The 14,533-nt window shown below is 46.3% G+C and carries 9 protein-coding genes and 1 rRNA gene; 9 read left to right on the plus strand and 1 reads right to left on the minus strand.

The genetic code is table 11. The features are described from left to right. Positions 1 to 716 precede the first annotated feature (716 nt). The 6 genes from dnaA to gyrB all read left to right on the plus strand — a co-directional run bounded on the left by dnaA (position 717) and on the right by gyrB (position 7,036). Positions 717 to 2,063, plus strand: a complete 1,347-nt coding sequence (gene dnaA, locus GCU48_RS10795) for a chromosomal replication initiator protein DnaA (RefSeq protein WP_025716021.1) — start codon at positions 717 to 719, stop codon at positions 2,061 to 2,063. 186 nt (positions 2,064 to 2,249) lie between these two features. After that, positions 2,250 to 3,392: a DNA polymerase III subunit beta gene (dnaN, locus tag GCU48_RS10800; protein ID WP_152380012.1), complete on the plus strand. Its 1,143-nt coding sequence runs from the start codon at positions 2,250 to 2,252 to the stop codon at positions 3,390 to 3,392. A gap of 46 nt (positions 3,393 to 3,438) precedes the next feature. Next, positions 3,439 to 3,657, plus strand: coding sequence for a S4 domain-containing protein YaaA (gene yaaA, locus GCU48_RS10805; protein ID WP_025716023.1), 219 nt, complete (start codon positions 3,439 to 3,441; stop codon positions 3,655 to 3,657). Between the two features lie 54 nt (positions 3,658 to 3,711). Beyond that, positions 3,712 to 4,827 carry a DNA replication/repair protein RecF gene (recF, locus tag GCU48_RS10810; protein ID WP_152380013.1) on the plus strand — a complete coding sequence of 372 codons (1,116 nt, stop codon included), beginning with the start codon at positions 3,712 to 3,714 and terminating at the stop codon, positions 4,825 to 4,827. A gap of 16 nt (positions 4,828 to 4,843) precedes the next feature. Then, positions 4,844 to 5,095, plus strand: coding sequence for an extracellular matrix regulator RemB (remB, locus tag GCU48_RS10815; protein WP_007433255.1), 252 nt, complete (start codon positions 4,844 to 4,846; stop codon positions 5,093 to 5,095). Positions 5,096 to 5,125: 30 nt separating this feature from the next. Then, a complete protein-coding gene (gene gyrB, locus GCU48_RS10820) occupies positions 5,126 to 7,036 on the plus strand; it encodes a DNA topoisomerase (ATP-hydrolyzing) subunit B (protein ID WP_025716025.1) in 1,911 nt (636 codons plus the stop codon). Between the two features lie 128 nt (positions 7,037 to 7,164). On the opposite strand, the gene GCU48_RS10825 is transcribed toward gyrB, so the two are convergent. After that, positions 7,165 to 7,992 carry a YheC/YheD family protein gene (locus GCU48_RS10825; protein ID WP_152380014.1) on the minus strand — a complete coding sequence of 276 codons (828 nt, stop codon included), beginning with the start codon at positions 7,990 to 7,992 and terminating at the stop codon, positions 7,165 to 7,167. A 452-nt stretch (positions 7,993 to 8,444) separates the two neighbouring features. On the opposite strand from GCU48_RS10825, the gene gyrA reads away from it, so the two are divergent. The 3 genes from gyrA (at position 8,445) to GCU48_RS10840 (ending at position 14,186) form a co-directional block, all read left to right on the plus strand. Beyond that, positions 8,445 to 11,009, plus strand: a complete 2,565-nt coding sequence (gyrA, locus tag GCU48_RS10830) for a DNA gyrase subunit A (RefSeq protein ID WP_152380015.1) — start codon at positions 8,445 to 8,447, stop codon at positions 11,007 to 11,009. Between the two features lie 220 nt (positions 11,010 to 11,229). Beyond that, a complete protein-coding gene (locus GCU48_RS10835) occupies positions 11,230 to 12,318 on the plus strand; it encodes an HD-GYP domain-containing protein (RefSeq protein WP_152382140.1) in 1,089 nt (362 codons plus the stop codon). A gap of 312 nt (positions 12,319 to 12,630) precedes the next feature. After that, positions 12,631 to 14,186: ribosomal RNA gene (locus tag GCU48_RS10840) — 16S ribosomal RNA — on the plus strand. Positions 14,187 to 14,533 lie beyond the last annotated feature (347 nt).

A 14,533-nucleotide genomic window follows, 5' to 3' on the forward strand; every position in this document is an offset into this window, starting at 1 on the left:
CGGAAACGTTATCGGAAATTTTCAACAAAAAAATAAGCCTCTGTAACCAAAAGGCAACGGCTGTTATACACAGATTCACAAAAAGAACGGAATTGTGATTTAAATGGTCATAACCTGTGCATAACATTTTAGAGCAAAAAAGAGTTATTGTCGAAAACTGAACAAATTATAAACAATATCTTGTGTTGTGAATAAAAATTGTACACAACAGATTGAATTTGTGGATAAATAACCACGAGTCATTGAAATACAAGGCTTCTTTTGCTATGATGATATTACTTTTGAATGTGAATATGTTGTTTTACCCTCCATATTATCAACACCCTGTGGATAAAGTTGTGAACAAGTTCAATTTATCCATCTTTTTGTTTTTGTGCGGATTCGGGATTCTGGGGATATATTCTACATTTTTCATTTGATTTCGACATATTGCAGTCCTGTTTTGGCCTGCGGGATTAAGAGAACGGATCGTGCCGCACATTCCCTCCTGAGAAATTTCGCCCTTCTTCTGCCCATAGCAGTGGAATTTTCCATCAGTTATTTTTCAGGGCCATTTTGTGCTGCGTTCTCTCACCACACTGCCGCATGATTTAGGCGGCGGTATGTCTTTTTATGGCCTTCAACAATATTTTTGGGATTTTAGGCGTTTTGCCGAAACGCCGGGAGCAGCTCTCAGTCAATCGGCAAAATGTCAGGATTTAAAAGGAGTGACGTCTGTGGACAGCCATATCTCTGAACTATGGCAGCAAATTCTATCCATTATACAAACCAAGCTGAGTAAGCCGAGTTACGACACTTGGTTTAAGGCTACCAAGGCAGCGAAACTGAATGACCACTCCATTGTGATTTCTGCCCCGACAACTTTTGCCGTGGAATGGCTCGAAAGCCGCTATACCAAGCTAGTCGGAGCAACGGTTTATGAAATTTTGGGTAAGCAGCTGGAGGTCAAGTTTGTCATTGAGGAAAACAAGCCTCCCGAGTTCGATCTTCAGCAGCAACCTCAGCAGCAGCCGGTCGTACATGAAGAGGCCGTGTCCCATATGCTAAATCCCAAATATACATTCGATACATTCGTCATCGGATCGGGGAACCGTTTTGCTCACGCAGCATCGCTGGCCGTCGCCGAGGCGCCGGCCAAAGCATACAATCCGCTGTTTCTTTACGGCGGTGTAGGTTTGGGCAAAACGCATCTGATGCACGCCATCGGGCACTATATTTTGGAGCACAATCCGACCAGCAAGGTCGTATATTTATCGTCGGAGAAGTTTACGAACGAATTCATTAATGCCATCCGGGATAACCGCGGGGAGAGCTTCCGGAACAAATATCGCAACATTGATATTTTGCTCATTGATGATATTCAATTCATTGCGGGCAAGGAATCGACTCAGGAGGAATTTTTCCATACGTTCAATGCGCTTCATGAGGAACGCAAGCAGATTATCATCTCCAGTGACCGACCTCCTAAGGAAATTCCGACGCTGGAGGAACGGCTGCGCTCCCGCTTCGAGTGGGGACTCATTACGGATATTCAGCCACCGGATCTGGAGACCAGAATCGCTATCCTTCGGAAAAAAGCCCGTGCGGAAAACCTGGACATTCCCAACGAGGCCATGATGTATATCGCCAACCAGATTGATACAAACATCCGTGAGCTGGAGGGAGCGTTGATTCGCGTTGTCGCCTATTCATCCTTAACCAATCAGGATGTATCAAGTCATCTTGCGGCCGAGGCGTTGAAGGATATTATCCCGTCCAGCCGCCCTAAAATGATCACGATTCAGGATATACAGCATCAAGTCGGGGAATTTTACAATCTGCGCCTGGAAGATTTTAAGGCGCGTAAGCGGACAAAGGCTGTGGCCTTTCCACGACAGATCGCTATGTACCTGTCGCGTGAGTTAACCGACTATTCTCTGCCTAAAATTGGCGAAGCCTTTGGTGGACGCGATCATACAACAGTCATTCATGCGCACGAAAAAATCTCCAAATCCATTCAAGTGGATCAGGAGCTGTTCAAAGTTATCAACAACCTAATAGAGAAAATCAAAAATCCAACCTGAACAAGTTCAGAGCCTATACACAATTTATACACATGTGGATAGGCTTGATTTTATTAGGTTTACACCTACTTATCCACATATTCAGTGCGCCTATTACTATTACTACTATATTTTAAAGATATACATCACCTAAATAAGGCCCGCGCCAACGCGTGCTTGAAGGAATAAAACCCGTAGGAGGAACTTATGAAGATCAGCATTCTGAAAAACGTTTTAAACGAGGCTATACAGCATGTATCCAAAGCTATATCGAGCCGGACTACGATTCCAATTCTTAGTGGTATTAAGCTGGATGTGAATCATCAAGGAGTGACACTGACGGCCAGTGACACAGATATCTCTATTCAATCTTTTATTCCAATGGAGGATGGAGACCAGACTGTCGTTCAGGTTGAACAACCCGGAAGTGTTGTCCTGCCAGCCAAATTCTTTGTCGAAATTATCAAAAAACTGCCGTCTCAAGAGATTCGTATGGAGGTGAAGGATCAGTTCCAAACCTTCATCTCGTCCGGTGCGACTGAAATTCAGATCGTTGGTTTGGACCCTGAGGAATTCCCGGTGCTTCCCAACATTGAAGAAAATCAGGTTATCTCTGTACCAGGTGATTTGCTCAAAAATATGATCAAACAGACGGTTTTCTCCATTTCTACCCACGAAACAACACCTATTTTGACCGGGGTATTATGGAATTTGGCTGAGGGAGAATTAAAGTTTGTAGCAACGGACCGCCACCGCCTGGCCACCCGCAGCGCTCGATTGGAATCATCTGAAGGCTTGCGTTTTAGCAATGTTGTCATTGCAGGCAAAACGCTGAATGAGCTGAGTAGGATTATTCCGGACCAAAATATGCTTGTGGATATCGTTGTAGCGGACAATCAGGTGCTTTTCAAAGTGGACCGGGTACTCTTTTATTCCCGCATTCTGGATGGAACCTATCCTGATACTTCTAGGATTATTCCGACCTCCTACAAAACAGAACTGATTGTGGATACAAAAAGCTTGAGCGAGTCTATCGACCGTGCTTATTTGCTGTCCCGTGAGGAAAAAACGAATATTGTAAAAATGCAGTCTTTGGAAAATGGCGGTCTGGAAATTTCCTCTAGCTCCTCTGAGCTTGGTAAAGTACGTGAGGAAGTAACTGTCTCCAAATTTGAGGGAGAGCCACTCAAAATCTCATTCAACTCCAAATATATGCTCGACGTGCTGAAGGTGATTGACAGTGAGCAGTTGACGATCGCTTTCACTGGCATCATGAGCCCGATTATTTTAAAACCGGCAGATTCCAGTAATGCGCTGTACATTATCCTGCCATACCGCACAACCAACTAACATGTAGCATTACCCACCCGAGAACAAACGAAAGGATGAACAAGCCTTGAAACGTATAGCGATACAGACCGAGTACATCAAGCTCGATCAATTTTTAAAACTGGCTGACTGTGTATCTACAGGTGGAATGGCCAAAGCCCTCTTACAGGAGGGACAAGTTCGCGTTAATGGTGAGCCCGAAGAACGTCGGGGAAGAAAGCTGTACCCTGGCGATACTGTAGAAGTAGAGGACAACGGAAGTTTCGAGGTTACGACAGGAGCATAATCGCCTAGTCGGCAAGGACTCCTTTTAGGTACGGAGTAGCAAGGGGGACCCTATGTGTTTGTGAACAACATTGCTTTGCAGCAGTACCGGAACTATGAACAGCTGGAGCTGAGTGATTTTGGGCCCGTTAATTTGCTGATTGGACAAAATGCCCAGGGCAAAACGAATCTCGTAGAGGCGATTTTTGTGCTGGCTTTGACCAAAAGCCACAGAACGTCGCGTGATAAGGAGTTAATTTCTTTCGGGGCTGCTTCTACCCATCTGGCTGCAGATGTGGATAAAAAATACGGGAAAATCAGGCTTGATCTTTCGTTATCCACACATGGTAAAAAAGCGAAGATCAACGGACTGGAGCAGCGAAAGCTGAGTGATTTTATCGGTTCGTTAAACGTGGTCATGTTTGCGCCCGAGGATCTGGAAATTGTCAAAGGAACACCGGGGGTTCGCCGCCGGTTTCTTGACATGGAAATTGGACAGGTAGCTCCGGGCTATCTGTATCATTTGCAGCAATATCAAAAGGTACTGGCTCAGCGAAACAACCTGCTCAAGCAAGCGTGGGGGAAAGATATGGCCTCGGTGCAACTGATGCTGGAGGTATGGAACGAGCAACTTGTTGAGCATGGTGTTAAAATTGTTAAAAAGCGGAAACAATTTATAACAAAGCTGCAAAGGTGGGCTCAGGCCATTCATGAAGGAATCGCGGGGGGGACTGAAGAGCTAAAATTATCCTATGTTCCCTCCTTCAGTGAGCCGGAGGAAGAAGATGAAGCTGTCTTATTGGAGCGTTTTATGATAAAGTTAACCCAAATGAGGGAACAGGAAATCCGCCGTGGTATGACTTTGGCGGGACCCCATCGTGATGATTTGGCCTTTGCCATTAATGGCAGAGAAGTGCATACGTATGGCTCTCAGGGGCAGCAGCGGACGACAGCCCTGTCCTTGAAGCTGGCCGAAATTGAATTAATTCATGAGGAAATTGGTGAATATCCTGTCCTGCTACTGGATGACGTTTTGTCTGAGCTAGATCCCTATCGTCAAACTCAGCTGATCGAAACTTTCCAGAGCAAGGTACAGACTTTTATCACCGCGACCGGGATTGAGAGTTTGAACGCGGAACGACTTAAGGATGCGAATATTTATCACGTCCACGACGGGCATGTGGAATACTAAGGAGTGAGTAACCGATATGTATATTCATCTGGGTGGCGAAAAGATCATCCGCTCGTCAGAGCTTGTGGCTATTTTCGATATCTCGATTGAAAAATCCTCCAAAATCTCCAAGCAATACGTGAACCACGCCCAGCAGCAAAAGCATGTCGAGATGATTGGCGAAGAGGAAGCCAAGTCCATTGTAGTGACACAGAATACGGTGTATTATTCCCCCATCTCCTCAACAACACTCAAAAAGCGGGCAAACCAGTTTGTTGCCAATGCTTAACATAGAAATCTATAGAAGTAGGTGAAAGGCATGTCTATGAATCAACCGTCTTATGATGCGGGCGAGATTCAGGTCCTGGAGGGCCTGGAAGCGGTTCGGAAACGTCCCGGGATGTATATTGGCTCCACGAGTGCCAAAGGTCTCCATCATTTGGTCTGGGAAGTTGTGGACAACAGCATTGACGAAGCGCTGGCGGGCTATTGTGACAGCATTCAAGTTGTCGTTCACGAGGATAATAGCGTTACCGTTACAGACAACGGTCGCGGTATTCCAGTAAGTGAGCACGCCAAAATGAAAAAATCAGCGCTGGAAGTCGTTATGACTGTACTTCATGCAGGTGGTAAATTCGGAGGCGGAGGGTACAAGGTCTCTGGCGGTCTGCACGGGGTTGGTGTATCCGTAGTGAACGCTCTCTCCAGCAAAATGGTCGTTCGTGTCAAACGGGACGGACATGTGTATGAACAGGAGTACCATCGTGGTGTGCCGCAGTATGATGTAAGAGTTATCGGTGACACAGACGAGACGGGAACCCAGACGACATTTTACCCCGATGAGCAAATTTTTACAGAAACAACCGTATATGACTATGATACGCTTCAAACGCGGATTCGTGAGCTGGCGTTTCTGAACAAAGGAATTGCGATCAGCCTGACTGATGAGCGGACAGGTGCCAGTGATACATTCCACTACGAGGGCGGAATCAGTGAATACGTACAATTTTTGAATCAACAGAGAGAAGCACTGCATGAGCAGCCGATTTATGTCGAAGGCTCACGCGATATGATTCAGGTCGAAGTTGCGCTGCAATATAACGACAGCTATACCGAGAATATTTATTCTTTCGCCAACAATATCAACACGCATGAGGGCGGAACACACGAATCTGGCTTCAAAAGTGCATTAACCCGGATTATTAACGATTATGCACGCAAAAACGGCATGATTAAGGATAGCAATGCCAACCTGACCGGGGATGATGTGCGTGAAGGGCTGACGGCGATTATCTCCGTCAAAATCCCGGAACCGCAATTTGAGGGTCAGACCAAAACAAAGCTGGGTAACAGCGAGGTACGAGGGATTGTCGAATCCCTGTTCGCTGAGAAACTTCAGGAATTTCTGGAGGAGAACCCATCTGTTTCTCGCCGCGTAGTTGATAAATCCCTTCAAGCAGCCCGTGCCCGTGAAGCAGCCCGCAAAGCACGGGAGTTGACGCGTCGTAAAAGTGCGCTGGAAATCAGCTCTCTTCCCGGCAAGCTAGCGGACTGCTCCTCCAAGGATGCTTCGATTAGTGAGCTGTACATCGTCGAAGGTGATTCAGCGGGCGGATCGGCCAAACAGGGCCGTGATCGTCACTTTCAAGCTATTTTGCCGATTCGCGGTAAAATCCTGAACGTGGAGAAGGCACGCCTGGATCGCATTTTGTCCAGTGATGAAATTCGGTCGATGGTAACTGCAATGGGTACAGGGATCGGAGACGATTTTGACATTGCCAAAGCACGTTATCACAAAGTCATTATCATGACGGATGCGGATGTCGATGGTGCTCATATTCGCACGCTGCTGCTGACGTTTTTCTATCGGTATATGCGTAAAATCATTGATGCAGGCTATATTTATATCGCTCAGCCACCGCTATTCAAGGTAGAGCGAAACAAAGTTGTACGTTATGCGAACTCCGAGGCGGAACGCGATGAGATCATCAGGGAATTTGGAGAAAATGCGAAGTACAATGTACAGCGCTATAAAGGTTTGGGCGAGATGAACGCGACACAGCTGTGGGAAACGACAATGGACCCTGAGAGCCGCACCATGCTACAGGTAACCATTAATGACGCGATGCTGGCAGATACACTGTTCAACACCCTAATGGGAGATAATGTAGAACCGCGCCGCGACTTTATCCAGGAACATGCTAAGTATGTGAAAAATCTCGATTTTTAATGTGTAATATTCTCATCTTAGCCAATGTGTTATTTGCTTGTTATTCAATACCAAGGGGCGCCCAAACGGCGTCCCTTTTCTTGTTCATTAACCAGCCTGAGGGAACTTGAATACTTAATGTCAATGCTCTAGGCCTTTTTCTTAGAGCGTGCAGGCTGGCCCGTGGATGATGAATAACGGCCATAGCCTACAGCATATCTGAATATTTTATGATAAAGACTTTTGTTTGGAAGGAAAGAAAAGACTTTAATGGCTGGTCTCGTATTAACCTCCAAAATCCACGGATAGATCTGCTGATCCAGTCCCACGTCCAATCCAATTTCCTTTAGCTGAGGGTATTTTTTTTGCAGCTGCCAGGCTACCCGTTCGCCCATTTTCGATAATTTTTGCTCCAGACGCACTGCTTCCTTCACATCCAGATAGGGTGCTACAAGTTCATTGAAAAAGCGTACAGTGCCACCGCTGTGATGATTGGTGACGACTTTGTCAGGAGCAGCTATACGTCCTATAATAAGCGTCGTTTCCCATTGTTTTCTCAAGTTCATCTGTGTTAATACCCGTAGATCAAAAGAACGTTCTTCGTACTGAAGAAGGGGAATCCCGCGTTGGATCAGATATGGACGCTTCCGTATGCGAGCAGAAACTACCTTATGCAGTTCTTCCATGCTTTCAAAAGTAAGCGTTTCTACCTCATAACGAAGGACGTACCAGGTTCTCTCCTCGATGATTCCTCCTTCTGTTGGCGGGAGCAGCTCTGTGAGTTTTTCTGCGCGCATCACCCCTTTTCCATAAGTACCGTTATCCGGCTTGATATAGACAGTTCCATACAACCCTAACATTTCGTTCAAGTGCTCGAATGTGTACAAACGTGTCTCCGGTATATAAGCGGCTAACGTCGGATTGGGGAGAATGGCATTTGTTTTGCTCCACTTACTGGCTACTCTCTGAATAGACAAGTATTCTCATCCCTTTCTTTTCGTAATATGAGTCACATGCTTGGAAATAACAACACTTTAACAAAACAAGGGAAACCAAAGGACAAGCGCGGAAAACAATGATATAATAGAGAAATACGGCGTTTTTCGGAATCTTGCTCCGTATACGTATTGTATGTGGAAAAGGTCCTTATGGTGGGGGCTAATCCCCAGCTCAGGGGAATTTGTTATAATCAGGGCTTGTTAGTGATGTAGGGGAATAGCTATTTGCTTCTGGAGGAAGAGGCAGACGAGGGATTTACGCTGTAAAGGGGACAGAGGCGTTTAATTGTGCTCTTTTTGTGAAAGTAATATAATTATACAGATGAGGGTTTCAGCCAAAATCCTGCGCAGAGAGCAGCGTATACAGGCATTATCTTGTTAGGCTTTTCACATAGAGAGCAATGTATTGAAGGACGAGAAGGAGGACCAGCATGGCCGATCAAAATAACCCGCAGATCATCAACAGGGATATCGGAGTGGAAATGCGCGAATCCTTTATGGATTATGCCATGAGTATTATTGTTAGCCGTGCCTTGCCTGATGTGCGGGATGGACTAAAGCCGGTACACCGTCGTATTTTGTACGCGATGTCCGAGCTGGGCATGTCGCCAGACAAACCTTACAAAAAATCAGCAAGAATCGTCGGCGAAGTTATCGGTAAATATCATCCTCATGGTGATACGGCTGTATATGATACGATGGTGCGGATGGCGCAGGATTTTTCCTTGCGATATATGCTGGTGGACGGACACGGCAACTTTGGCTCCGTTGATGGAGATATGGCGGCTGCGATGCGTTACACTGAAGCGCGATTATCGAAGATTGCAATGGAAATGCTGCGTGATTTGAACAAAGAGACCGTTGATTTCATGCCGAACTATGACGGTGAAGAAAGTGAGCCCGTCGTGTTGCCTGCACGTTATCCTAACTTGCTGGTCAACGGCGTTGGCGGGATTGCAGTCGGAATGGCTACCAATATTCCTCCGCATAACTTGGGCGAGGTTATCAACGGTGTGCAGGCAATGATCGAAAACCCTGATATTACGCCGATGGAACTTATGGATTATATTCAAGGGCCGGATTTTCCGACAGCAGGTTATATCTTAGGACGCTCTGGCATTCGTCAGGCGTACCAAACGGGCCGCGGATCTGTGACCATGCGGGCAAAGACCACCATAGAGGAAATTGGCAATAAAGCACGGATTATCGTGCATGAGCTGCCTTACCAAGTGAACAAGGCTCGTCTGGTCGAGAAGATTGCTGAATTGGTGCGTGACAAGCGTATTGAGGGCATTACGGATCTTCGGGATGAATCGGACCGTACAGGTATGCGTATTGTTATTGAATTGCGTAGGGATGTGAACCCGAACGTTGTTCTGAATAATTTGTTTAAACATACGGCCATGCAGTCCAATTTTGGTATTAATATGCTGGCCATTGTAAATAACGAGCCGAAGATTTTGAACCTGAAAGATGTCTTGTATTATTATCTTAAACATCAGGTTGAAGTTATTCGTCGTCGGACAGAATTTGATCTCAAGAAAGCCGAAGCTAGAGCACATATTTTGGAAGGCTTGCGGATTGCTCTTGACCATCTGGACGAAGTTATTGCCTTGATTCGTTCTTCCCAAACTGCAGAAGCAGCTCGTGAAGGACTGATTGAGCGTTTCTCACTCACTCTCGAGCAGGCCCAGGCTATTCTCGATATGCGTTTGCAACGCTTAACCGGTTTGGAACGAGAGAAGATCGAGAATGAATATAACGAGTTAATACAAAAGATTGCCGAATATCGCGAAATTTTAGCCAACGAGCACTTGGTGCTTAACATCATTAGCGAAGAGCTGAATGAGCTTAAAGATCGTTTTGCTGATGAGCGTCGTACTGAAATTACAGTAGGTGAAGAGAGCATTTTGGATGAGGATCTTATTCCTCGTGAAGATGTTATTATTACTGTAACCCATACCGGATATATTAAACGCCTTCCCGTTACTACCTATCGCAGTCAAAAACGCGGTGGTCGTGGCGTAGTGGGTATGGATACCAAGGACGAGGACTTCGTAGAGCATCTGTTTATTACGAATTCGCATCATCACTTGTTATTCTTCACCGATAAGGGCAAGGTTTATCGGATTAAGGCTTATGAGATTCCTGATCTCAGTCGGACAGCCCGGGGAACACCGATTATCAATCTGATTCAGATTGAACAGGGCGAGTCGATCAACGCGGTTATTCCAATTGAGGAATTCGTTGAGGATAGTTATCTGTTCTTTGCGACCCAACAAGGGATTATCAAAAAGACGCCGCTCGACGACTATGCTAATATTCGCAAAGGTGGCTTGATTGCCATTAACTTGCGTGAAGATGATGCCCTGATCGAAGTAAAGCTGACGGACGGACAGCAGGAAATGATCATCGGTACGGCAGAAGGGATGTCGATTCGTTTCCATGAGAGCGATGTACGGTCTATGGGCCGTAGTGCTACCGGGGTTAAAGGAATCAGCCTCGATGAGAGTGATGCTGTAATAGGTATGGATGTCGTAGATACCGACCTGGATATCCTGATTGTAACGGCCAAAGGCTACGGCAAACGTACCCCTGTAGCAGATTATCGTATCCAAAGCCGCGGAGGTAAGGGAATTAAGACGATTAATGTAACGGATAAAAATGGTCCGGTTGTCGGCCTCAAAGTTGTAAAAACCGAAGAGGATCTGATGATCATTACAGCCAGTGGTACTCTGATTCGGACCAGTATGGACGAAATCTCTACAATGGGCCGCAATACACAAGGGGTAAGGCTGATCAACATCCGCGAGGATGATTCGGTTGCTACTGTATGTCGTGCGAACAAGAATGAGGAGCAGGATGAACTGCTTGAAGAGCTATTAGAGGACGGGGAAGCCAGTGGAGATACGTCTCCGTCAGGTGCTGAACCTGTTCTTGATATGGATACAGAAGATACAGAAGGCAGTGAATCAGAGTCTTCTGAGAACGAATAAGAAGCCACCCATACTACACAAGTGGTTACAGGATTTTTTAAATGATGGAGGAGACTCTTTGGCTATTTTGGTCAGGGAGTCTTTTCTTTTTCGGACAATGAATTCAGACGGGTAAAACTTAAAACGGCATAAAATGAATGTACAGGACCATTTCCAAGTAATATAATGACATCATAAACTGGCAGCTGGAGCAGCTGTTGTGAGAACAGAGAGGTTGACCATGACAACTGTACCCGTATCCGAATTAAAAGCAGGGCTTAGACTACAAAGCGATGTATTTACTGAAATGGGCAGCTTGCTGTTACCGAAAGGGCGCATTCTATTGCCCCGTGACTTGGAGATTTTACAGGCGTTCCTGATCCAGCAAGTAGAGGTAGGAACGGATGATTATACGGCTTCCGATGGCGAACATGCTACTGTTCAATCTGCAACAGCTGAATCACAAGTATTCTCATTAGATGAGCGAGATGAGTTTGCACAATTCCAGGATGAATATGACAAAATGGTGATGCTTGTTAAGAGTGCATTCCAATCCGTACTCGTCTCTAATTTATCTATATTTGAGCTGCGGGGACAGCTGGAGTCCTTACTGGTGCACATACAGCGCTATAACGTAATGACATTCATTCCCCGATCCATGATCGAAGTTGATTATATTTTTCACAATGCTGTTTTGACCTCACTTACTTCGTATTCCATTGCGCAGTGGATTGGTTTGCCTCAAAAGGACTGGATGCAGGTTGCCTTCGCCGGTTTGCTTCATGATATTGGAAATGCCAAGATGGACCCAGCCATCCTCTACAAGCCTTCCGCATTAACTGGGGAGGAGCAAGAGGAGATTCGTCGTCATACTTCACTAGGATATCAGTTGCTCAAAAATGTGAAGGCCATTAACGAGGGTGTGCGCCTGGCTGCCCTTCAGCATCATGAAAAAGTGGATGGTACCGGATATCCATTGCGGCTCAAAGGGGAACAAATCCACATTTACGCTAAAATTGTCGGAGTGGCTGATGTATTTCATGCCATGACGCTGGAGAAGACATATCGACCTGCCCAATCACCATATCTGGTTCTGGAGCAAATCAAATCAGAATCGTTTGGCAAGCTGGACCCAAGTGTAGTACAGGTTTTTATTCACAAGCTCACCCAATTTAACAACGGGACCAAAGTGCGCCTTAATGATAATCGTATAGGGGAAATTATATTTGCTGATCGAGATCACCCGACTCGTCCGTTGGTTCAAGTAAATGGAGAAATTATTAACTTGATGCTTCAAAGAGAGCTTTATATTGAGTGTATTGAGACTTAATTATTTTTTTTAAAAAAAGGGTTGCGAATTATAATAAAAGTATGATATATTATTTCTTGTCGCTTCAAGTGTTGTCGAAAAAGAGAAAAAGTATTTTTTGAAAAAAAAAGTGTTGACATCATCTTGGGGAACATGATATACTATAAAAGTTGCTGAGGGATAAAACCTAAGGCGAACATGAAATGTTTGATCTTTGAAAACTGAACAACGAGTGAGTGAATGATTTTGTTCGCAAAATCAACAATGAGATATTTTATCTCGTCAGTTTCAAATGAGCTAATCGCTCTTTCTATAACCAACCACGGTTGGTCTTTATTGGAGAGTTTGATCCTGGCTCAGGACGAACGCTGGCGGCGTGCCTAATACATGCAAGTCGAGCGGGGTTCGTTAGAAGCTTGCTTCTAATAAACCTAGCGGCGGACGGGTGAGTAACACGTAGGCAACCTGCCCACAAGACAGGGATAACTACCGGAAACGGTAGCTAATACCCGATACATCCTTTTCCTGCATGGGAGAAGGAGGAAAGACGGAGCAATCTGTCACTTGTGGATGGGCCTGCGGCGCATTAGCTAGTTGGTGGGGTAAAGGCCTACCAAGGCGACGATGCGTAGCCGACCTGAGAGGGTGATCGGCCACACTGGGACTGAGACACGGCCCAGACTCCTACGGGAGGCAGCAGTAGGGAATCTTCCGCAATGGGCGAAAGCCTGACGGAGCAACGCCGCGTGAGTGATGAAGGTTTTCGGATCGTAAAGCTCTGTTGCCAGGGAAGAACGTCTTGTAGAGTAACTGCTACAAGAGTGACGGTACCTGAGAAGAAAGCCCCGGCTAACTACGTGCCAGCAGCCGCGGTAATACGTAGGGGGCAAGCGTTGTCCGGAATTATTGGGCGTAAAGCGCGCGCAGGCGGCTCTTTAAGTCTGGTGTTTAATCCCGAGGCTCAACTTCGGGTCGCACTGGAAACTGGGGAGCTTGAGTGCAGAAGAGGAGAGTGGAATTCCACGTGTAGCGGTGAAATGCGTAGAGATGTGGAGGAACACCAGTGGCGAAGGCGACTCTCTGGGCTGTAACTGACGCTGAGGCGCGAAAGCGTGGGGAGCAAACAGGATTAGATACCCTGGTAGTCCACGCCGTAAACGATGAATGCTAGGTGTTAGGGGTTTCGATACCCTTGGTGCCGAAGTTAACACATTAAGCATTCCGCCTGGGGAGTACGGTCGCAAGACTGAAACTCAAAGGAATTGACGGGGACCCGCACAAGCAGTGGAGTATGTGGTTTAATTCGAAGCAACGCGAAGAACCTTACCAGGTCTTGACATCCCTCTGACCGGTCTAGAGATAGACCTTTCCTTCGGGACAGAGGAGACAGGTGGTGCATGGTTGTCGTCAGCTCGTGTCGTGAGATGTTGGGTTAAGTCCCGCAACGAGCGCAACCCTTATGCTTAGTTGCCAGCAGGTCAAGCTGGGCACTCTAAGCAGACTGCCGGTGACAAACCGGAGGAAGGTGGGGATGACGTCAAATCATCATGCCCCTTATGACCTGGGCTACACACGTACTACAATGGCCGGTACAACGGGAAGCGAAGGAGCGATCTGGAGCAAATCCTAGAAAAGCCGGTCTCAGTTCGGATTGCAGGCTGCAACTCGCCTGCATGAAGTCGGAATTGCTAGTAATCGCGGATCAGCATGCCGCGGTGAATACGTTCCCGGGTCTTGTACACACCGCCCGTCACACCACGAGAGTTTACAACACCCGAAGTCGGTGGGGTAACCCGCAAGGGGGCCAGCCGCCGAAGGTGGGGTAGATGATTGGGGTGAAGTCGTAACAAGGTAGCCGTATCGGAAGGTGCGGCTGGATCACCTCCTTTCTATGGAGAATCGTTTCCTGCGATGGAAACATTCAAATATGAAGCGCAAGCTTCAAAATCAGGTCTCGGCCTGTTACTCACTCGTTGCTCAGTTTTGAGAGCTCAAACTCTCAAGTATCATTTCCAACATGTGCTTGTAGTCAAGTACAGTTGAACATGATATGATCTTTTTCCGGGTTTACACCGGAGAACGTGCACCTTGAAAACTGGATACCGAAACGAAATTGCGTTTTAGAATATTCCTTTAAGCTGATCTTGTGAAAACAAGTGAAATAAAGGTAGCAGCCTTGGATTTCATTCACACCTTCGTGTCGAACCGAAATTCAAAGCAAATCGTATTTACGATG

Source organism: Paenibacillus brasilensis, assembly GCF_009363115.1.
Lineage (GTDB): Bacteria > Bacillota > Bacilli > Paenibacillales > Paenibacillaceae > Paenibacillus > Paenibacillus brasilensis.